This is a genomic window from Shewanella sp. H8, assembly GCF_040285065.1.
In the GTDB taxonomy this organism is placed as follows: domain Bacteria; phylum Pseudomonadota; class Gammaproteobacteria; order Enterobacterales; family Shewanellaceae; genus Shewanella; species Shewanella polaris.
Window position 1 is genome coordinate 513,547 of sequence record NZ_CP157213.1, and the last position, 18,927, is coordinate 532,473.

20 protein-coding genes are annotated in these 18,927 nt (G+C 39.9%); 7 read left to right on the forward strand and 13 right to left on the reverse strand.

Features of this window, described 5'->3' with window-relative positions; genetic code table 11:
- Positions 1–15: 15 nt before the first annotated feature.
- The 8 genes from ABIS04_RS02220 to rraA all read right to left on the reverse strand — a co-directional run bounded on the left by ABIS04_RS02220 (position 16) and on the right by rraA (position 6,153).
- Entirely contained in the window at positions 16–522 is a 507-nt protein-coding gene (locus ABIS04_RS02220) for a hypothetical protein (RefSeq protein ID WP_350432459.1), read from the reverse strand.
- A gap of 60 nt (positions 523–582) precedes the next feature.
- Complete coding sequence (gene tatC, locus ABIS04_RS02225; RefSeq protein ID WP_140233190.1) at positions 583–1,341, reverse strand: twin-arginine translocase subunit TatC; 759 nt, start codon at positions 1,339–1,341, stop codon at positions 583–585.
- Positions 1,342–1,344: 3 nt separating this feature from the next.
- On the reverse strand, positions 1,345–1,758 hold the full coding sequence (tatB, locus tag ABIS04_RS02230; RefSeq protein WP_137223337.1) for a Sec-independent protein translocase protein TatB: 414 nt from the start codon (positions 1,756–1,758) through the stop codon (positions 1,345–1,347).
- A 6-nt stretch (positions 1,759–1,764) separates the two neighbouring features.
- Positions 1,765–2,016 carry a Sec-independent protein translocase subunit TatA gene (tatA, locus tag ABIS04_RS02235; RefSeq protein ID WP_137223335.1) on the reverse strand — a complete coding sequence of 84 codons (252 nt, stop codon included), beginning with the start codon at positions 2,014–2,016 and terminating at the stop codon, positions 1,765–1,767.
- 109 nt (positions 2,017–2,125) lie between these two features.
- Positions 2,126–3,775, reverse strand: a complete 1,650-nt coding sequence (ubiB, locus tag ABIS04_RS02240) for a ubiquinone biosynthesis regulatory protein kinase UbiB (protein ID WP_350432460.1) — start codon at positions 3,773–3,775, stop codon at positions 2,126–2,128.
- Complete coding sequence (locus ABIS04_RS02245) at positions 3,772–4,392, reverse strand: SCP2 sterol-binding domain-containing protein (RefSeq protein ID WP_350432461.1); 621 nt, start codon at positions 4,390–4,392, stop codon at positions 3,772–3,774. Before ABIS04_RS02245 ends, ubiB begins: the two co-directional genes overlap by 4 nt.
- Positions 4,392–5,147, reverse strand: a complete 756-nt coding sequence (gene ubiE / locus ABIS04_RS02250) for a bifunctional demethylmenaquinone methyltransferase/2-methoxy-6-polyprenyl-1,4-benzoquinol methylase UbiE (RefSeq protein ID WP_137223329.1) — start codon at positions 5,145–5,147, stop codon at positions 4,392–4,394. The genes ABIS04_RS02245 and ubiE overlap by 1 nt, the downstream gene beginning before the upstream one ends.
- A 520-nt stretch (positions 5,148–5,667) precedes the next feature.
- Entirely contained in the window at positions 5,668–6,153 is a 486-nt protein-coding gene (rraA, locus tag ABIS04_RS02255; RefSeq protein ID WP_137223327.1) for a ribonuclease E activity regulator RraA, read from the reverse strand.
- A 384-nt stretch (positions 6,154–6,537) separates the two neighbouring features.
- Between rraA and ABIS04_RS02260 the strand changes: the two genes are divergently transcribed.
- From ABIS04_RS02260 to ABIS04_RS02270, 3 genes are all read left to right on the forward strand, one after another.
- The gene (locus ABIS04_RS02260) at positions 6,538–6,786 is read left to right on the forward strand and encodes a YgjV family protein (protein WP_137223325.1); all 249 of its coding nucleotides are present in this window, start codon (positions 6,538–6,540) and stop codon (positions 6,784–6,786) included.
- A gap of 324 nt (positions 6,787–7,110) precedes the next feature.
- Positions 7,111–7,626, forward strand: coding sequence for a phosphatase PAP2 family protein (locus ABIS04_RS02265; protein WP_137223323.1), 516 nt, complete (start codon positions 7,111–7,113; stop codon positions 7,624–7,626).
- An 83-nt stretch (positions 7,627–7,709) separates the two neighbouring features.
- Positions 7,710–8,759, forward strand: coding sequence for an MJ1255/VC2487 family glycosyltransferase (locus ABIS04_RS02270; protein ID WP_350432462.1), 1,050 nt, complete (start codon positions 7,710–7,712; stop codon positions 8,757–8,759).
- A gap of 76 nt (positions 8,760–8,835) precedes the next feature.
- On the opposite strand, the gene rsd is transcribed toward ABIS04_RS02270, so the two are convergent.
- Positions 8,836–9,303, reverse strand: coding sequence for a sigma D regulator (gene rsd / locus ABIS04_RS02275; RefSeq protein ID WP_137223319.1), 468 nt, complete (start codon positions 9,301–9,303; stop codon positions 8,836–8,838).
- 455 nt (positions 9,304–9,758) lie between these two features.
- On the opposite strand from rsd, the gene hemE reads away from it, so the two are divergent.
- Positions 9,759–10,823 (forward strand): uroporphyrinogen decarboxylase, encoded by a 1,065-nt coding sequence (hemE, locus tag ABIS04_RS02280; RefSeq protein WP_137223317.1) that lies wholly within the window; start codon positions 9,759–9,761, stop codon positions 10,821–10,823.
- 483 nt (positions 10,824–11,306) lie between these two features.
- Here hemE and ABIS04_RS02285 read toward each other — a convergent pair whose 3' ends face one another.
- The 4 genes from ABIS04_RS02285 to ABIS04_RS02300 all read right to left on the reverse strand — a co-directional run bounded on the left by ABIS04_RS02285 (position 11,307) and on the right by ABIS04_RS02300 (position 15,108).
- Positions 11,307–12,389: an FAD-dependent oxidoreductase gene (locus tag ABIS04_RS02285; protein ID WP_350432463.1), complete on the reverse strand. Its 1,083-nt coding sequence runs from the start codon at positions 12,387–12,389 to the stop codon at positions 11,307–11,309.
- Between the two features lie 13 nt (positions 12,390–12,402).
- On the reverse strand, positions 12,403–13,377 hold the full coding sequence (locus ABIS04_RS02290; protein ID WP_350432464.1) for a hypothetical protein: 975 nt from the start codon (positions 13,375–13,377) through the stop codon (positions 12,403–12,405).
- A 102-nt stretch (positions 13,378–13,479) separates the two neighbouring features.
- Positions 13,480–14,364 (reverse strand): IS1595 family transposase, encoded by an 885-nt coding sequence (locus ABIS04_RS02295; protein ID WP_350432465.1) that lies wholly within the window; start codon positions 14,362–14,364, stop codon positions 13,480–13,482.
- Positions 14,365–14,457: 93 nt separating this feature from the next.
- The gene (locus tag ABIS04_RS02300) at positions 14,458–15,108 is read right to left on the reverse strand and encodes a TetR/AcrR family transcriptional regulator (RefSeq protein ID WP_350432466.1); all 651 of its coding nucleotides are present in this window, start codon (positions 15,106–15,108) and stop codon (positions 14,458–14,460) included.
- 860 nt (positions 15,109–15,968) lie between these two features.
- On the opposite strand from ABIS04_RS02300, the gene ABIS04_RS02305 reads away from it, so the two are divergent.
- From ABIS04_RS02305 to ABIS04_RS02315, 3 genes are all read left to right on the forward strand, one after another.
- A complete protein-coding gene (locus ABIS04_RS02305) occupies positions 15,969–17,561 on the forward strand; it encodes an oleate hydratase (RefSeq protein ID WP_350432467.1) in 1,593 nt (530 codons plus the stop codon).
- A gap of 116 nt (positions 17,562–17,677) precedes the next feature.
- Positions 17,678–17,866, forward strand: a complete 189-nt coding sequence (locus ABIS04_RS02310) for a DUF2892 domain-containing protein (RefSeq protein WP_137223313.1) — start codon at positions 17,678–17,680, stop codon at positions 17,864–17,866.
- Between the two features lie 250 nt (positions 17,867–18,116).
- Positions 18,117–18,719, forward strand: a complete 603-nt coding sequence (locus ABIS04_RS02315; RefSeq protein WP_350432468.1) for a class I SAM-dependent methyltransferase — start codon at positions 18,117–18,119, stop codon at positions 18,717–18,719.
- Positions 18,720–18,927 lie beyond the last annotated feature (208 nt).

The window sequence follows — 18,927 nt, forward strand, 5'->3', positions numbered from 1 at the left end:
TAATAGTAACTAATGTTACTTTAAGCGTCTAACTCGAGTCGTCGCTTTACGTTCATCGTTACCTAGTAAAAATGAGCTTAGTGCGCCTGATTTTATAAAGATACGTTGGCCTTTGATGACTTTGTAACGTTCAGGATTGGTTTGCTTCCAAACTTGACCATTGGTGAGAGTAATAATTAATTCGTCGTATGGTCCTTTTTTGACAGCAGATACTTCAAAATAAATTTTGTCGATTTGCTTCTCTACGACTTTCTTTTTTAAGCCAAAAGTATCTACACTCTCTACAGGAGCTCGAACAACAGGGGCTGCTACTGATGGTTTAGCTGTAACAACTTTAGGTGATGCTGGAGCCATTATATGTGCGCTAGGTTTAGCGTTAGCGGCTAATTCGTCATAACAGATTAAACGCTCGAGCTTATCAGTTTTGGCTGCACATATAGACAACTGCTGACCAAGATTCGAATTGGCATAGACATTAGTCGACATCAATATGATGCCTACTGCAATTAAACTTAAACGCATTGATTCTTCCTTATTATATTGTCTGGCTAAACTAAATGGTCCGAGTAAGACCATTGAAGTTTAGTTATCAGTGTGCTCGCTCTCTGGCTCGCTCTCTGATTCATCGTCTTTTTTACTGTAAAAGCGTGCGGCGATTAGACCACCCTCAAACAATAACAGCATTGGAACCGCTAGCATAGTCTGAGAAATAATATCTGGAGGAGTTAAAAACATACCGATAACAAATGCGCCAACCACAATATAAGGACGTTTTTTGCGTAATTCATCAGGTGTAGTGACACCCGCCCAACATAGTAAAACCACGGCGACAGGGATTTCAAAGGCTAAACCAAAGGCAAAAAACAGTTTAAGAATAAAACTCAAATAACTGCTGATATCGGTCGCAACTTGAACACCATCAGGGACCACGCTGGTAAAAAAACCAAATACAACGGGGAAAACAATATAGTAGGCAAAAGCTATTCCAAGATAAAATAGCAGGGTACTACTAGTTAATAGAGGAACAACTAAGCGCTTTTCATGCTTGTATAAACCTGGCGCAACAAAAGACCAAACCTGATAAAGAACATAGGGAATGGCAATAAAGAATGCTAACACCAGTGTTAATTTAAACGGTGCAAAAAAGGGCGCAGCAACGTCGGTTGCAATCATGCTGCCGGTTTCTGGAAGCGAACGCATTAAAGGCAAGGCTATGTAGTGATAAATATCATTAGCCCAATACACAATAGCGATGAATACCAGTAATACACTGCCAATGGCTTTAAGCAATTTATTACGTAATTCAAGCAAATGGCTAATAAGCGGTAGCTGTTGCGACATGAATTATCCGTTAGATTTAGGGGTTGAGCTGCTTTCGCTGGCCACTTCAGGTGACTTAACTTCAGCGACAGGGGCCGAGGTGTCAGGTGACTTTGTTGGCGTAACTGGTGGCGTGTCTTCAACCTTATATGGTCGATTTACTGACGCAGCAGCTTGCTTCAACTGATCAATTGACTCTTGTAGCTCTGGTGACAAATTGGCTAAACCTTTACTTTCAGCTTTTTTTAAATCGGCATGTAGCTGATCAATTTTAAGCTCTTGTTCAAGTTCATCTTTGACAGAGTTTGCCATGCGCTTAAGCGCGCGGATCCAACCTGTAATTGAACGTACTGCAACCGGAAGTCTTTCGGGGCCAAGTACCACTAGCCCCAAAATACCGATCAGCAGCAGCTCCATAAAGCCGATACCGTCAAACATAATAAATTACGCCTGTTTATCTTTAGATTCAGGTTGCTTTTCTGCAGCCTGTTGCGAAGTCGCAGCTGTTTTTTCTTGGTCTTCTATAGACTTACTTTCTTCTACAGGTTTGGTTTCATCTTCTGGAGTCATGGCATTTTTAAAGCCTTTTACTGCTCCACCTAAATCACCGCCTAAAGAACGCAATTTTTTTGTTCCAAATAATAGAATGACAATTAACGCTACGATTAGAAGCTGCCAAATACTGATGCCGCCCATGAAGATTATCCTCTTTAAATAAAAAATGGTTTTGTAAAATAATTATTTCAAAATCCATAATACCACCCAATTCTTTAAGTATTATGAACGTCTAATAAATTAGTGCTAGCTAAAATTTGCGATTCTTTGGCCTAGATCTCCATCCTATCGCCCAAATCAATATTCCAGCACCAATACAGCTATACGTTAGCCATAGTGTAGCTATTTGAGTAAATAAAATTGTGCCGCAGATCAACAATACAGCAGAAGTGATCAGTAGATAATTGCTCTTGTGTGATTTTTGTTGATAACGCAAATACTTATCTAACATTTGCTGTTGAGTGCCGAGTAATTTACGCCCTAGCTTTAAATTATCGTAAATTAATTCAGGAAACTCAGGGAGTTTGTCTGCCCAAAAAGGTGCATTTGATTTTACTTTGTTATACATGGCCTTAGGGCCAACTTGTTCTGACATCCAATCTTCTAAAAAAGGTTTCGCTGTTTGCCACAAGTCTAGTTGTGGATATAACTGGCGACCTAACCCTTCTATGTACAATAGGGTTTTTTCCAGTAATACCAGTTGTGGTTGCACCACAATATCAAACTGACGTGCTGTTTTAAAAAGTTCCAGTAGTACATGTCCAAATGAAATTTCATCGAGTGGTTTATTAAACATTGGTTCGCATACCACTTTAACCGCTTGCTCGAAAGCAATAACGTCAGTGTGTTCTGAAACCCAACCCGATTCAATATACAACTGTGCAATGCGGCGATAATCACGATTAAAAAAAGCCAGAAAGTTTTCGGCAAGATAACGCTTATCAACATCGGTTAAGGTGCCCATAATCCCGCAGTCTAGACCGATATAAAATGGATCATTGGGATGTTCACGACTGATAAAGATATTACCTGGGTGCATATCTGCGTGGAAAAAGTTATCTCGAAACACTTGAGTGAAAAATAATTCAACACCGCGTTCCGCAAGCAGTTTAAAGTTGGTGCCTTGGGCCCGCAGCGCTGCTGTATCAGACACTGGGATACCGTAAATACGTTCCATTACCATTAGGCGTTTATAGCTGTGTTCCTCGTAAACAAAAGGCACATACAATGAATTGGAATCAATAAAGTTATTACGCAGTTTTATGGCATTGAGTGCTTCGAGTTTGAGGTTCAGTTCACCTAAAATAGTAGTTTGGTAATCTTCAATCACTTCGGCGGGACGTAAACGATTACCTTCACCCAATAAAGCTTCTAGTATGTTGGCAGTTTGAGTCATTAACTGTAAGTCAGCTAATATTTGCTGTTCGACATTTGGGCGCAATACTTTCAGTACTACGTCTTTACCGTTCGACTTTAATGTGGCGGTATGCACTTGAGAGATAGAGGCGGAGGCTAATGGCGTGTCATTAAAGTCATCAAAATAAGTTTCTATCGGTGCCTTTAGTTCTGCTTCAATTGCTTGGCGTGCCAAGGCTGAGTCAAATGGTGGCACTTGGTCTTGTAACATGGCTAATTGGTAAGCCCACTCGTCATCAAGTAGATCGCGACGAGTTGATAACATTTGCCCCAGCTTTATGTACACAGGACCTAAATCTTCCATGGCTAACTTTAAACGTTCGGCATGGGACTTCTGCTTATGTTTATTGCGGATCCAAAATAAGCTGTTACGTAGGATTGAAAAATACCAGGGCTTTTTATGTCGAGGAATTAAGTCATCTAAGCCAAAATGGAGAATGGTTTTAATGACATGGTAACCACGCCTGATACTTGCAAATGTCATGGAGTTATTTGATCTCTTAATTGGGCTATCTTGGTTTCAACTGCGTCGGTTTGGCTGACGAGTTCATCTAGATTATCACGAAAATGCAGCCATTCAATTTTATGTGGTGCCAAACGATATTCTTCAGTTGTCAGTTGGCTGATGTGCGAGCGTGTTTTTTGTATCACTTGTTTAACATCATCACTCAATTGTCTCGCCGTAGTCACCAATTTATGTGTCGGAGCATCACCGATATAGTGTGATAATGGTTCAGCAAAATCAAAATGAATATGCTGTAAATAATGACTCAAGGTTTGCAGTAATTGAATATCACCTTGAAGACTGAGCTTATCTTGTTTGATGAGTTCCGTTAAGTTTGCACCTTCAGTGAGCTGATATAAGGTCGATAAATCAGCCTTAACCGTTACGGCAACGTTAGCATCATAAAAGCTGAGCACTTGAATTTGCTTGGCAAATACCAAATAGATTGGCCAGCTTAGCTGGCTCAACTGGATACAAAATACTTTGCCGTGTAATGATTTCTGCCGAGCATAGTCATCTTTAGCCTGTTTGGGCAATTGGTTAAAAGCGGTTTCAATCGCAGCACAGGTTAATAAAGCAAAGTGATTGGGTAGCATTAGAACTTATAACCTCTATGCAATGCGACAACGCCATCGGTCATATTGGTGTAGTCAACTTGTTCAAACCCTGCATCTATCATCATCTGCTTAAGAGTCTCTTGATCAGGATGCATCCGAATAGATTCGGCAAGGTATTCGTAACTGTCGGCATCTTTAGTGATTAATGCGCCCATCTTTGGCAATACCTTAAAGCTATACATGTCGTATACTTTACGCATTAATTCATGCTTAGGTGTTGAAAATTCAAGTACTAATAGTTTTCCGCCAGGTTTTAAAACGCGGTGCATTGAACGCAGTGCTGCATCTTTATCGGTTACATTACGTAAACCGAATGCGATGGTGATAATGTCAAAATGGTTATCAGGAAACGGCAGTGCTTCAGCATTAGCTTGAACATAACTGACGTTATTGACAATGCCTTTGTCACGTAATTTTGTTCGGCCGACTTTGAGCATCGAATCATTAATATCAGCAAGAACAACTTGACCACGGTCGCCGACTAAGTTTGAAAATTTAGCGGTTAAGTCGCCCGTTCCACCTGCTAAATCAAGCACTTTCATGCCCGGTCGAGCAGCGGCTACTTCAATGGTGTGACGCTTCCAAAAGCGGTGAACTCCAAAAGACATTACGTCATTCATTATGTCGTATTTTGCTGCAACGGAATGAAACACATCAGCGACTAAGTCTGCCTTCTTATCAGCTTCGACAGTTTTATATCCAAAATGAGTGTTTTTTGGTTCGCCTTCAGACATCGGTATATTCCTATAATGTGCGATAATTAATAGCAAGTGTATGCCATTGCGAATGATTGCTGAAATGCCGTGGTGCTAGAGTGTGACAACAATCAATTAGTTGTCTTACCTTACGCTGGACACAGATTTCACATCAACTTGAACACGGCAATGCTCTTCACGTCGACTAACCCCAATAAGCATAAGCTATTAAGGCTAAAATTTTCCCTGCATTAGAGCACAAAATGAGTCTTTAATGAATAGCTGCTATCGATTCTACTTTAGGCAAGTTAATGGCCATTGAATATAAGCATGCATCAACTCACTAAGCCATTGGCCTACATCACTATAACCCGCTTGTTCATATACGTAGCATCATGCAGGGGATTACTCAGATAAATGAGCGTAACGCCATGAACAATGCTTGCCAATATAATCTGCATAATAGTTCTCTATATTACAGCCATAAAAAAACCAGCATAGCTGGTTTTTTTATGGCGAGTGTGCCGGCATTTATAAGCTGACACAGGCTTGGCTATAGTTAATCAATATCTAATGGTTCTGGAGATAAAATAACACCGGTATTATCGGCATAAATGTGATCGCCAGGTAGGAAGGTTACGCCGCCAAAATTCACCGGAATTTCAACTTCTCCAATACCATTACCTTCAGCACCAACAGGAATTGAAGCCAGCGCTTGAATACCGATATCAAGTTCTTCAAGGGCGTCGACATCACGCACAGATCCGTAAATAATAATGCCTTCCCAATTGTTGGCAACGGCAAGTTCCACGATTCTAGCATCCAGTAGAGCGCGTCTAAGTGAACCACCACCATCGACTAATAACACTTTACCTTCACCGTCTTCTTCTAAGGCATCAGCAATCAGGCCGTTGTCTTCAAAACACTTAATGGTACTGATTGAGCCACCGAAGGAGCTGCAACCACCGTAGTTACTGAACATCGGCTCGACGACATCGACTACATCTATATACATGTCGCACAGTTCTGAGGTGTTATATTCCATAATTCACTCCTGTTGGACAGCAACGGTAAATTGCTGGGTAAAGCAAAGTTAAATGAATTATATGAGCTTTTTGTGAAAATAAAAGCCTTATCAATCACCGGATTGTTATAAATCAACTTACGCTGCGTTTTATCCCTAAATGGCCATTGACCTAAATACAGAACAGAGATCAGATTTGGAAGTAATTTTCTTTCAAATTTAACTAATTAGTTGATATATGTTGATTTAAGTCATCCTAATACGTTTTTTAATTACATTTTTGTTCAACAGTTTGTTAGCATATTGGTAGATTTATTAATGTTAGTTTACAAAAAAATACTAACTTTAGGGGCACGGAACCCTCATTACGCACACGGAAGGCAGAGGGTCTGAATAGAGGTTCTTATGGAAAATATCAATATTATTGAAATCTTAGGTTATGCCGCATCAGTTATGGTCGCCATTTCACTGATGATGAAAGACATCATTTTACTAAGATGGTTAAATTTTATCGGCTGTTCTTTTTTTGTTGCATATGGATATGCAATCGAAGCTTGGCCAGTAGCGGGCATGAATGCCTTTGTCGCATGCATTAACATTTTTCACTTAATTAAGATTTATCGTAATAAAGGCGTACAGCCTGAAACGGCATAACGTTTGTGGAATCAGTTTGATTAATTTACGATAATCAACATTTAAAAAATCCCTTCATACCTGTATGAGGGGATTTTTTATGGGGCATTCATTGGTATCTACTGATCGCTCAATATATATTAACTAGGGAAGATTAACCGTCTTAGCCATTTCGATTCTATAGCTCATTTCTGATGTGTAATCATTAATTCATTTCGGCTGTCATAAAACTTTAGGCTAACTGTCACCTCGCGTTCATTCCAGTTCACTATTATTTAATCTGTTAACAAATACATAACTTTGATCGGGTTAATGATTTTCCCGGCGTTTGGCATGGAGTCAAGCATGAAGATAAGTATCAGCCAGTTAGATAAATATGTGTTTTATTGGATCGTACAATTTAGCCGAGAGAATACTCTGAACCAAGCTGCTAAGCGCGTGTCTGCAACCGGTGATGGTCACTATTATGTTTATTTATCGGTCGCATTATTGTTTTTTCATCCCAATGGGCAGCATTTTTTTAATTTAGTTCTTGGCAGTTTCTTGGTTGAGTTTCCTTTATATTTACTGCTGAAAAACAGCATTCGACGTCATCGTCCTTGTCACGCTTTAGCAGGGTTTGAATCTAGTTTTGAACCTTCAGATAAATTTAGCTTACCGTCAGGACACACCGCTGGGGCCTTTGTGTTTGCCAGCGTGGTGAATGTGGTATTTCCGACTTTAGCACCAATAGCATTTGCTTGGGCTTGTTTTGTCGGTTCATCGCGGATTGCTCTTGGAGTGCATTATCCATTGGATATTATTGCAGGAGCAGGCTTAGGAATGGGATCGGTATTACTTGTTGAGCAACTCATGTCGTGATAACTCATCTTTTGACAACTCATGAAGCAATAAATCTAGTGTGTTTAATTGTGTTAATTCAGCTGTAAAGGGATGAAAGCAATATGAAAATTTTGTATGGAGTCCAAGGTACAGGTAATGGCCATATCAGTCGCGCGCGGGTAATGTCTAAGGCGCTTAAACATCAAAATGTCGATGTCGATTTTTTATTTTCAGGCCGTACACCGCAACATTATTTTGATATGCAATGTTTTGGCGATTATCAGACACGTAACGGTATGACTTTTGTGACTGAAAATGGTCGGGTGAATACCGTTAAAACGGCCCAATGTAATTTAAAAACACCCATTTTATCAGAGATTAAACAATTAGATTTAACGGGTTATGACTTAGTGATAAATGACTTTGAACCCGTTAGCGCCTGGGCTGCTAAACAACAAAATGTGCCATCGATAGCCATTAGTCATCAAGCAGCATTACAGCATCCTGTTCCTAAACAAGGCAATAGCTGGTTTAACGAGTTCTTGCTTAATCATTTTGCGCCTGTCGACATTGGTTTAGGTTGTCATTGGCATCACTTTGGTTTTCCTATTTTACCGCCTTTTGTCGAGGTGTCGTCCAATAAGGGGGATCATAGCCATCAGATTTTAGTCTATTTGCCCTTTGAAGATGCCGACCGTATAGCGGCGTTTTTAGCGCCTTTTGATCAATACCATTTCTTTGTTTATCACAGCGCCAAGCCTTTGAAAAAATTAGCGGACCATATTCATTGGCATGGCTTTAATCGTGAAGGTTTTAAACAGCGCATGGCGCAATGTGGCGGGGTGATCGGCAATGCCGGTTTCGAGTTAGCTAGTGAGGCGATGACGCTAGGTAAGAAATTATTGGTTAAACCTTTACAGGGGCAGTTTGAGCAATCTGCTAATGTGGCAGCGTTGCAATTATTGGCCGCAGCAGAAAGCATGCAGACTTTAGATACTATGGTACTTAAACGTTGGTTGAAAAGTCCATCACCTAAACCCATTGCTTATCCACAAGTAGGTGATGCATTGGTGGAGTGGCTAACAATGGGTGATTGGCATCAACCGCAAGATTTATGTAAACGTTTATGGTCACAAGTAGAACTGCCTGAAAATTGGCATAAACGGCAATAGGATTTGAAATAAGTATTTTATTGCTTTGAATAAAAAGTGTGCAACAACATCACACTCTTTAATCGGGTATTGTCATTTAAGCATTACGCTTGTAAAGAATCTCAAGAAGTTGATCTTCTAATTCGAATCGTGATTCCATCGCTTGTGCCAAATGAGATAAATCATTATCAAGTTGATACAACACTTGTTCATCTGCTGTATCGGTATATTTATCGTGGAAATCTAATGCTATGTCGGTGCTTTCACTGATGAGCGGCAACAACGCGTTGCTAGTTTCGATGCTCGATTCACCAAACTTTTCACAAGCTTTGAGTACATTGTTGTACACCTCAAAATGGCCTTCAGAGACATAGTCGACTAATTGATCGCAAAATTGTTTTACTTGATCCATGCTTGGCAGTGATTTTTCGCTACGTGAATAAGGTGCTAATCCAGCAACAATAAAATATTGAACCAGTAATTTTCGGCGGTTATCAAGCCATTGATCGATTAAATTATTAGCACCGCCCCAACGTTTTTCTGCTTTTTCGAGTTTTGTTAGCATGTATTATCCTAATTGGCAGTCTGTATGTATCAACTAATGTATTGGACAAAGTGTATTGTGATCAACTGTTTTATTTTTATTTGCTTATATAGCCATCAGCTTTAGAGGCAAAAGAACAACTGGTAGGAAATAGAGCAATAAAAAACCCCGTGATGGCTGAACCATCACGGGGTAACTAAGTTTTCAAAGGCTCGATATGTCGGGCTTCTTGATTGTTCTTGCTAGCGCACACTTTTTATACCAAACCACTTACCTTGACGCAACGTTTAATCTAATAATTTGCGATTTATACGCCAGTCCTGTGTATTTTGTGAGCAAGATAGTCAAGATGTTAGAAAAATAACTGCAAGATTTAGGAATAGCTCACATAAATATCCCATGAGAGGTTACATTAATCGCGTAAGTGCTAAACTACCCGCCAGCAGAAATCATAACAGTCTAGGAAGAAAGCCCACATGGCAGAATTAAAAAACGATCGTTATTTACGTGCGTTGTTAAAGCAACCAGTTGATGTCACACCAGTATGGATGATGCGTCAAGCTGGACGTTATTTACCTGAATATAAAGAAGTTCGCGCTCAAGCGGGTGACTTTATGTCGTTGTGTCGTAATGCTGAGCTTGCTTGCGAAGTGACATTACAGCCATTACGTCGTTATGATTTAGATGCCGCAATTTTATTCTCAGATATCCTGACAGTGCCTGATGCAATGGGCCTTGGTTTGTATTTCGAAGCTGGCGAAGGTCCTCGTTTTGAACGTCCGACTGACACCATCGATGCAATTAAAAAGTTATCAATTCCTGATCCAGAAGATGAATTAGGTTATGTAATGCGTGCTGTGAGCACCATTCGCCGCGAACTAAATGGCGAAGTTCCATTAATCGGTTTTTCTGGTTCACCTTGGACTTTAGCCACTTACATGGTTGAAGGCGGTTCAAGCAAAACATTCGAAAAAATTAAGCGTATGGCTTATGCCGAACCAGCTGCATTGCACATGCTATTAGACAAGTTAGCTGACTCAGTAGTGTTATATCTTAATGCTCAAGTGGCTAACGGTGCGCAATCGTTAATGATATTCGATTCATGGGGCGGTGCGTTATCGCATCACGCTTATCGTGAATTCTCATTACGTTATATGCAAAAAATTGTTGATGGTTTAACCCGTTTTGCAGACGGCCGTAAAGTACCTGTTACCTTATTTACTAAAGGTGGCGGATTATGGTTAGAGTCTATGGCTGAAACAGGTTGTGATGCGTTAGGTTTAGACTGGACTGTTGATATTGGTGATGCTCGTCGTCGTGTAGGCCATAAAGTGGCGCTGCAAGGTAACATGGACCCATCAATGTTATATGCTACGCCAGAGCGTATCCATCAAGAAGTGGATCAAATTCTAGCAAGTTATGGTGAAGGTACTGGCCATGTATTTAACTTAGGCCATGGTATTCATCAACATGTTGATCCTGAACATGCCGGTGCATTTATCAATTCTGTGCATGAGTTATCGGGTAAATACCACAAGTAACCAACAGTATTTGCTGAAAAAAAGCGAGCCTTCGGGTTCGCTTTTTTGTTTTTAGTTTGCAATCATATGTTATTAAGTTACTTATATAAAAACAGTTATGTCCATGGGATTATTGATTCTTAAGGTTTGCATTAATTAGGCGCCGTTGATTTTTCGAAATGAATTTTGCAGTAGCTACAAATGCAACCCGAAGGAGTCGGCTAAACTTATTTTTCTCTTTGTTGCAAGATATTCGCTTAGAAGACTAGGCATCACACCTTGCACCGTGATTAAAAACGGTTTTCCCCAGACAAATTTTGACCTCGAAAGATCAACTTTCCCCAGTATCTTAAATATTATTAATTGCTTGAAGCGGTATATTAGTTCGGTCGATACCTCGATTTATCAACACCAAATGTCATAAATAGATATACATACAATTGATTTTAACAACTCGTTTTCAACCTAAGCGAGCTGAAAATGTGTTCACTGCTTACTAAATTCTCAGTGCTTTAGTCCAAAGAGTTTACGATACTTAGTGATGAACAAATCCTTACCTTTAATTTTGCTAGTGACCCAATTGCCAAAGGTGGCAATGACCATATATGAGTTTCCTTTATTAGGTCCTAGTGGCAGAAATAGAGGTGCTTTCTTCCAAGGAGTATAAGGCTTTAGTTGGTCGAGGCTTGTTCCAGCAGCTAGTGCTTTTAGCGTATTAGTGAGCCAAGGTACTTGTCGCCCTACAGCAACAATTGTCATAGCATCACCGTTACTCGCAACATCGCCAGCGGCAAAGACGTTGGCATAAGAAGAGGGGCGTAAGTATTTATCGACCGTCACTCGACCGTTGTTTTCTTTGCTCACGTTAGGCAATTCGTCAACTAGTTCAGATACGGCTCTAGAACCTATTGCTGGGATGATCAGATCGGCTGTTATAGTCGACCCATCCGATAAACTAAGAGAGCCAGAGTAAGGTTCTGTTAAGCTCTTAAGGTCGTTAACTCTAACGCCGAACTTAATGTCAACGCCTGCCTGTTTGAGTTTTGATGTAATGGCCGTGCCAAACTTGCTTGGCATTTGCGCAAACAGACTTGATTCGCTGGATATCAAGGTGATGTTTTTATCTGGCATGGCAGAATTGATTTCACCGGCCATTTCAGTTCCTACAGCACCTGCGCCAACGATAGCAACCGATTTAGCGGTTTGCAGTTTTGCGTGTATTTCAGTGATAACAGCACGGAAATCATCAATGCTGTCACCTGCAGGCTTAAAGGCCACACCATTAGTAGAGCCGGTGGCAATAACAATAAAGTCAGCGTCCAATTGTGTGCCATCTTCAAGAGTGACACTGTTTTCGTTCACCTTGATTACTTTAGCTTTAACAAACTTTCCTTTTGCAAGCAGCGAGTCATAAGGTAATAACACGCGGTCTAACAAAGACGGTTTTACAAGCGCTCGTATCATTGCTGGAGCATGAACAAATACATCACGTTGATCTATTAGCGTTACATCTAGATCATTATCTAACGATTTAGCGAGTTCAGCGCCCAAGTAGCCGCCACCAACTATTAATAATTTTTTTGTCATGCTTTAAATCCTATTATTTTTTGGGATAAACAATTTCATGTAAACCAACCGAATGGTAGGTTTTGCTGACACCATTTCGGGTAACAATTAACTCTTCCTTGGCGGTATATCGATAAGCATCTTCACCTGGCAGCAGTTGACCTTTTTCAATCATAACTAACTCTTCAAGAACGATATTTGCTATATAACTTAGATCACCTTTTGAGCCTTTTAGTGTCAAACTTTTTGCGAAGGTGTAGCCCATTGATTCTTCTGTCATGGTCTCGTTAATGACTGCTGTAGCTTTAACGTGCTCAGGGTCGGTCAAAAATTCAGTTGGAGATATTATTAAGTTTTCACGGTCAGTGACCAATGCACCGGTTGGAATTATGTTGCCTTCAAAGTCCATAATGACGGAGTAATCGATGGAAATGTCAGGAGAATGTACTTTGCCCCAGTACCAATTTTTCATTATTCCAGCGACACTTTTTTCGCCCCAGTTATGATCATGATAACCAGTACCTTTTACTTGGATGATTTTGCCATCTTTATAAAGCTCACCTTCTATATCAGCAGAAGGAACCGCCACGGTCCATGGCATAGGACTTGGTGTTCCTTCAGAGGTATACGGATGATTTTGTTTATATAATTTTAATTTGGCGCCAACCCCTTCTATTAAGGTATAAAGTTCGTAATAATCGCCGCAATCTTTACAGTATTGCTCACCTAATTTCACATCACACTTTTCATAGCTCGTTGATACATCTGCTTCTGTGTACTTTGTTATTTTAGATATTTCAGCTTGACCTTTTGTGTAGATGTTGAGTCGGACAGAAGGTTGTCTAGGCTTTAATCTTGTATCATTTAATGAGTACATAACAACAAGGTAGTCACCATTATCAAGGTGAGCATCGAAGTACCACCACTCAAAATGTTCTTCTCTATTAGTAACGGGGAAATCAATATGTGTTGCATCTGCCTTAACGTAATTTGTGGTGTTATTAGTCATATTCATATCTCTTTTAAGTTAGTGCACTTAAACAATTGGTTTGATAGCACCTTGTTGTGAGTGAAGGTGCTAATGATTTTTCTACATGCCTATGCACTTGGCTCAGTAAGAATGTATTGGCGTGTGAATTATTGCCAAATTTAACAATCTGTTAGGTATTTCTCTTTCCATTTGTCTACGATTGAACCGATAACAGAACTCACTCAGGTATTCTTGCAGGTACTTTCCTGAAACACCATGAAATGTCCCAAGTAAAAATGCCTTTAAGTTACCAATGGCAATATGAACCCAAGGCAGCCATTCATCAACAAGCTCACTGGGGGTAACCCTCGCTTCATGTTGTTGAGTCTTATCTATAATGTTCAACGCAGGTAAGCCGTCTGTATGCACTTCTTGCTGTCTCGTTAAGTGTTTGGCAACGAACTTTTCAACACTATCATGGCAAACGCTATTCACAGCCTGCATAGCAATAAATCCTGCTCTTTTTCCTTTGCTTTCAACGGCAACTAAAACAGGTGTTTTACCTTCTGCTCCACGTCCACGCTTGCCCTTCCTTCTGCCACCTACTAACGCATCATCAATTTCAAGGACGCCTGACAGTCTATATAAGCTGTCTCTATGGCCCATAGCCGTTCTCAGCTTACTTAATATCAAACGTGCCGTTCGCCAATGAACTTCAATGTGCTTGCTCAGTCTTAATGCTGAAATACTGCCTTTATCTGAGCCTAAAAAGTAGATAGCCCAAAACCACTTAGTGATAGGAATACGGCTACCGTGGAATAATGTGTCTGCTGTGACCGATGTTTGTTTATGACATTGACTGCATTCATATACATTGCGGGTTGTAAGCTCATAAGCATGCTCACAAGAGCATCTAGGACAAACAAAGCCATTAGGCCATCTCATTTTCTTAATGTGATTTAAGCAATCAGTTTCAGAGCTGAATTGACGTTGCCATTCAAAAAAACTCGTTTCAGGCATTTTCATAGCAAAGCTCACTTCTAGTCTTGATTTATACTATAAGAATAGGCCAAAACTGACTCAGATGCATAGGCATGTTTTTCTATTTGGTATCGAGGTTTATAGGCTATTATTTTCACTAAATAGCCGAGTAAGATAGTCAATATGTCGATCTAAAATAGCATCAGAAAATGGGTCCTTACCCGACAACCGAGTAAATTCAGGTGCAAAGGTAAAGATAGACGTTGCCGCGCCAATGAAAAGATAGCGTATGTGTAGGCAGTCGCCTTTAGGCATTAACCCTAGTGTTTGCGCTTGTTGAAAAACCCCTAGTTCTGCTTCAGAACCTGAACGCAAAAATCGATCAGTAAGCCAGTTCAATCGTTCAGAGTCATTTAGGTTTGCCTGCATCATGAAACGGTGGAAGTCTGGGTTTTTTGCGCTAAATAAGATGAAGTCAGCCAAGAACACACGGGGCATGTCACTCGCTTCGACACTTTTTAGCGCCTCATTGCGTTCAATAAATCGTTGATTATAAGCTCCAAATAACCATTCTGCAGTTGCTTTCCACAGTGCTTCTTTGCTGCCGAAGTGATGAGAAATAAGAGTGTGATTTACACCTGCTCGGCCAGCAATTACACGGGTAGACACACCCTCGAATCCAGCAGAGGCAAATTCGATTAATGCCGCATTAAGAATTTTGGATTTCGTCTCTTGTGATCGTCCTTGCTCAGAACGTTTATTTACTTTTTTCTCTCTATTTTCGTTCATATCTACCCCAGTTCGATTAACCTTTATATTGAACAGATGGTTAATATAAGTCAATTAAATTAAACAACTGTAATATTTAATGGCGAAGGCATAAAAAATTGATGATGGATCACTGCATGATGAGTGCATTTATCAACGATGGAGCAATATTGGCGTTATTGAGATGGATGATGTAAGAATTCGGAGCTACATCATCGACTTTGTTAGATGGAAAAAATAACCAATATAGAGAGGCAGGCGTCATCCTGCGGTGTACTCATAGTGATATTGAAACAAAAGACAATATTAATTGATGACATGAAAAAGCTTAAAAAGGTTATTTTTATCTATTGGTTCATTTAGGGCTACGTTTTATTAACCTGACATCGAGCGAGCTAGGTCTTTGTAATTGCACTTGAGCTCTTTTGTTGAACAATGGCTGGTAATGTCGATATTTTCATCAAAAGAGCTCAAGTCGCTAATATTGATTGTGTGCTTAAGCGTGAATGTTTAACACGAGCCATTCCTGTTCTACTTTATTGATATCAAAACTTTTTATTGTATTTATTCTGCCTCATACCCACAACTCAATATCGAATGATAAATTAATTGTTCAAAGTGTATTTTTTTGCTGTTTTTTTAATCATAAAGGCATAAAGTTAACTAAGCAGGAAGACATTATGTTTATTAACCAGAAAATCGCTGATAGTTGGTAGTAGGATTTGAAGCGCCGTTGGAATATTCGGTACGTGTAGCTTAAATAGCTGCCTACCAACGACTTAAATCGACCTTGATATCCCGCCAATCGCCCACCAGAAGAAATCACTCAACGTGAATATTGAGGCTGTTTTCAAAGAAGTATTCAGAAAGGGGGTAAAGACATGAACAAGCACAATTGGCAAAACCAAAAAGATGCAAAAGTGTACATTATTGGTAGTGGAATGGCGGGACTCGCGAGTGCGGTATACCTAGAAAAAGATGCTGGTGTTGCTGGCAAGAATATTCATATTATAGAAAAAGACTTCATTGCTGGTGGTGCTACCGATGGCGCTGGCGATCCTGAAAATGGTTATGTTGTTCGCGGTGGCAGAATGCACGAAATCCACTATGAGTGTTATTGGGAATTGCTTTCGCACATTCCTTCATTGGAAGACCCAAATATTTCAGTAAGAGATGAGTCGTATGAGTTTAATCAACGGTTTGTGTCAAATGGACAAGCCCGTTTATTAAAACAAGGCAAAAAATTGGATGTGTCATCATATGGATTGTCCTTTGAGCAACAAATGGATTTTATCAAGTTGACCTATGTTTCAGAAAACTCCTTAGGAGATAAACGAATAGAAGATTGGTTTGATCAAAGCTTCTTCGATACTACATTTTGGTTTATCTGGTCTTCCATGTTTGCATTCCAAAAATGGAGCAGTCTTGCTGAAATGAGGCGTTATATGAAACGCTTCATGCACCTTGTGGATGGCTTGCCCCGTTTGGGTGGGGTCATGCGGACTAAATATAACCAATATGACTCAGTGGTTAGGCCGATGAAAACATACCTCGAAGCAAAAGGGGTGAAATTTGAAATGGGCAAAGAGGTCGTAGATATTGATTTCGACTTAACGGCAGACAAAAAAACGGCTACGATGCTTTATTTCAAAGACAATACTGAAATTATACTTGGGGAAAATGATTTTGTGTTTTTCACCAATGGGTCAATAACAGAAAGTACCGATAATGGCAGCTGGGATGCTCCCGCAAAATTAAAGGGCGTGCAAGAATCTGGTTCTTGGATGTTGTGGAAAAAAATAGCTAAAAAAGATCCGTCTTTTGGTAATCCAAGCCCATTTTGCGACAACATTGATTTGCAAAAATGGTACTCATTTACGGCAACAATGAAAGACAGCACCTTTCTCGATTACATGGAGAACTTCTCGGGTAATGTAGATGGAACTGGCGGGCTTGTCACCATGACCGATTCTAACTGGCTGATGTCAATTGTAATAGCACGCCAACCTCACTTTCCTAATCAACCTGATGATGTGAAGATTTTTTGGGGCTATGGGCTCTATCCTGATAGAAAAGGTAATTATATTAATAAAACAATGGCGGAGTGTACTGGTGCCGAAATGTTAGAAGAGCTTTATTATCATTTGAATATTCAAGAGTTGATGAAGCCAGTAACAAAAGCCGGAAAGGTAAATTGTATCCCTGTTGCTATGCCGTTTGTTGATAGCTTGTTTATGCCGAGAAATGTGGGTGACAGACCAGATGTGATACCCAAAGGGGCTACAAACTTTGCCTTTTTAGGCCAATTTGCAGAAGCCCCTAAAGATTGTGTTTTTACCGTTGAATATTCTGTCAGAACTGCTCAAATGGCAGTTTATGGCTTGTTTGATACCGTTAAGGAGGTGCATCTTATGTACGAATCGACTCATAATCCAAAATATCTACTTGAGGCACTTAAAGCCATTAGTAGATGATCAAATACGATAGCGAGAAAAGTGAGCCGCATCGTTGAAATACCATACTGAAGCAAGGTAGCTCATTGCGGCGCTAGTTTTTAGTCATAACCATAAACCACAAAATGGAGGTTTATATGAAATGTAATATAGGTAAAACAGATCGGATAATCAGGGTCATACTCGGAGTATGTGTTATTGCAGTTGGCGTTTACTATCAGTCATGGTGGGGAGCTGTTGGGATTATTCCTATTCTTACGGCTGCAATTGGATGGTGCCCTGCTTATGTACCTTTTGGTATATCAAGTTGTAAAACCGAGAAATAATCCTGTTTAGTTAGATGCTCGAGTGGGACGTTTAGCCACAATATTGTGGCTACGCCCCCACATAACATTCGATGTATGGCGTTATATTGTAAATTTTATCAGTAAGTTATGTTGTACATAATAAGTTTGCAGAGTGATACCTATCAATTATTCACATACTGATGACCATCTTCTAAACCAAGCATTAGACTAAGTGTTCATTTTTAGCCATTCTACAATCTTGTGAACCATTTCAAGTATAGGAGCCCAGATGTGGGATCAAAGGTATAACGAAGACGGGTTTGTGTATGGAACCGAGCCTAATGATTTCTTAAAATCTGAGTATTGCCGAATACCAAAGGGTGGTCGAGTACTTTGTTTGGCGGAAGGAGAAGGTAGAAATGCAGTTTTTTTGGCTAAACAAGGATACATAGTTACCGCTGTCGATCAATCTGCTGTGGGTCTTAAAAAGGCAGAAAGCCTAGCCGCTAAATGTGGCGTAGAAATATCAACAGTTGTAGCGGACTTGAGTCACTATGACGTAGGTTTGAATGTCTGGGATGGCATAGTATCAATATCTGCACATGTTCCTCCTTTATTGCGTAAATCTCTCCATCGACAAGCTGTTAGTGCGCTTAAAAATAACGGCGTATTTATTTTAGAAGCATTTACTGAACGTCATATTCATATGGCAGGAGTCGGCGGGCCACCAGCGTCTAACAAAGAATTATTTATGTCTTTGGAAGAATTGGAAACTGAGCTTAAAGGGTTAGAGTTTGTTATTGGTAATGAAGTAGAAAGACATATTTCTGAAGGAAAATATCATCAAGGAGACAGTGCCGTTGTGCAAATAGTTGGATACAAAACAGTTTAAGGTTTTTCGATGTTGCGGAAGTTGTAAACGGCTGAATGGATTGATATGTGAAGTATGGTGCTTAGACTGTCATTTTATAGATATGGCCTGCGGCCATACTTTTAACTCACAGTAGCTCAATTTTTTTGTTAGAACTTAGTTCTAATTCTTCTGTTTAGATATCATTGATTTTGTTTATCATGAAGTTTAATGATAAACAAAACTGAGT

Coding starts and splice junctions, on each gene's coding strand:
- ABIS04_RS02300 (WP_350432466.1), bottom strand. CDS start 15,108: ATGAACGAAAATAGAGAGAAAAAAGTAAATAAACGTTCTGAGCAAGGA.
- tatC (WP_140233190.1), bottom strand. CDS start 1,341: ATGTCGCAACAGCTACCGCTTATTAGCCATTTGCTTGAATTACGTAAT.
- ABIS04_RS02315 (WP_350432468.1), top strand. CDS start 18,117: ATGTGGGATCAAAGGTATAACGAAGACGGGTTTGTGTATGGAACCGAG.
- ubiB (WP_350432460.1), bottom strand. CDS start 3,775: ATGACATTTGCAAGTATCAGGCGTGGTTACCATGTCATTAAAACCATT.
- ABIS04_RS02260 (WP_137223325.1), top strand. CDS start 6,538: ATGGAAAATATCAATATTATTGAAATCTTAGGTTATGCCGCATCAGTT.
- ABIS04_RS02310 (WP_137223313.1), top strand. CDS start 17,678: ATGAAATGTAATATAGGTAAAACAGATCGGATAATCAGGGTCATACTC.
- ABIS04_RS02290 (WP_350432464.1), bottom strand. CDS start 13,377: ATGACTAATAACACCACAAATTACGTTAAGGCAGATGCAACACATATT.
- ABIS04_RS02285 (WP_350432463.1), bottom strand. CDS start 12,389: ATGACAAAAAAATTATTAATAGTTGGTGGCGGCTACTTGGGCGCTGAA.
- hemE (WP_137223317.1), top strand. CDS start 9,759: ATGGCAGAATTAAAAAACGATCGTTATTTACGTGCGTTGTTAAAGCAA.
- ABIS04_RS02265 (WP_137223323.1), top strand. CDS start 7,111: ATGAAGATAAGTATCAGCCAGTTAGATAAATATGTGTTTTATTGGATC.
- tatA (WP_137223335.1), bottom strand. CDS start 2,016: ATGGGCGGCATCAGTATTTGGCAGCTTCTAATCGTAGCGTTAATTGTC.
- ABIS04_RS02295 (WP_350432465.1), bottom strand. CDS start 14,364: ATGAAAATGCCTGAAACGAGTTTTTTTGAATGGCAACGTCAATTCAGC.
- ABIS04_RS02270 (WP_350432462.1), top strand. CDS start 7,710: ATGAAAATTTTGTATGGAGTCCAAGGTACAGGTAATGGCCATATCAGT.
- ubiE (WP_137223329.1), bottom strand. CDS start 5,147: ATGTCTGAAGGCGAACCAAAAAACACTCATTTTGGATATAAAACTGTC.
- ABIS04_RS02305 (WP_350432467.1), top strand. CDS start 15,969: ATGAACAAGCACAATTGGCAAAACCAAAAAGATGCAAAAGTGTACATT.
- ABIS04_RS02220 (WP_350432459.1), bottom strand. CDS start 522: ATGCGTTTAAGTTTAATTGCAGTAGGCATCATATTGATGTCGACTAAT.
- rraA (WP_137223327.1), bottom strand. CDS start 6,153: ATGGAATATAACACCTCAGAACTGTGCGACATGTATATAGATGTAGTC.
- tatB (WP_137223337.1), bottom strand. CDS start 1,758: ATGTTTGACGGTATCGGCTTTATGGAGCTGCTGCTGATCGGTATTTTG.
- ABIS04_RS02245 (WP_350432461.1), bottom strand. CDS start 4,392: ATGCTACCCAATCACTTTGCTTTATTAACCTGTGCTGCGATTGAAACC.
- rsd (WP_137223319.1), bottom strand. CDS start 9,303: ATGCTAACAAAACTCGAAAAAGCAGAAAAACGTTGGGGCGGTGCTAAT.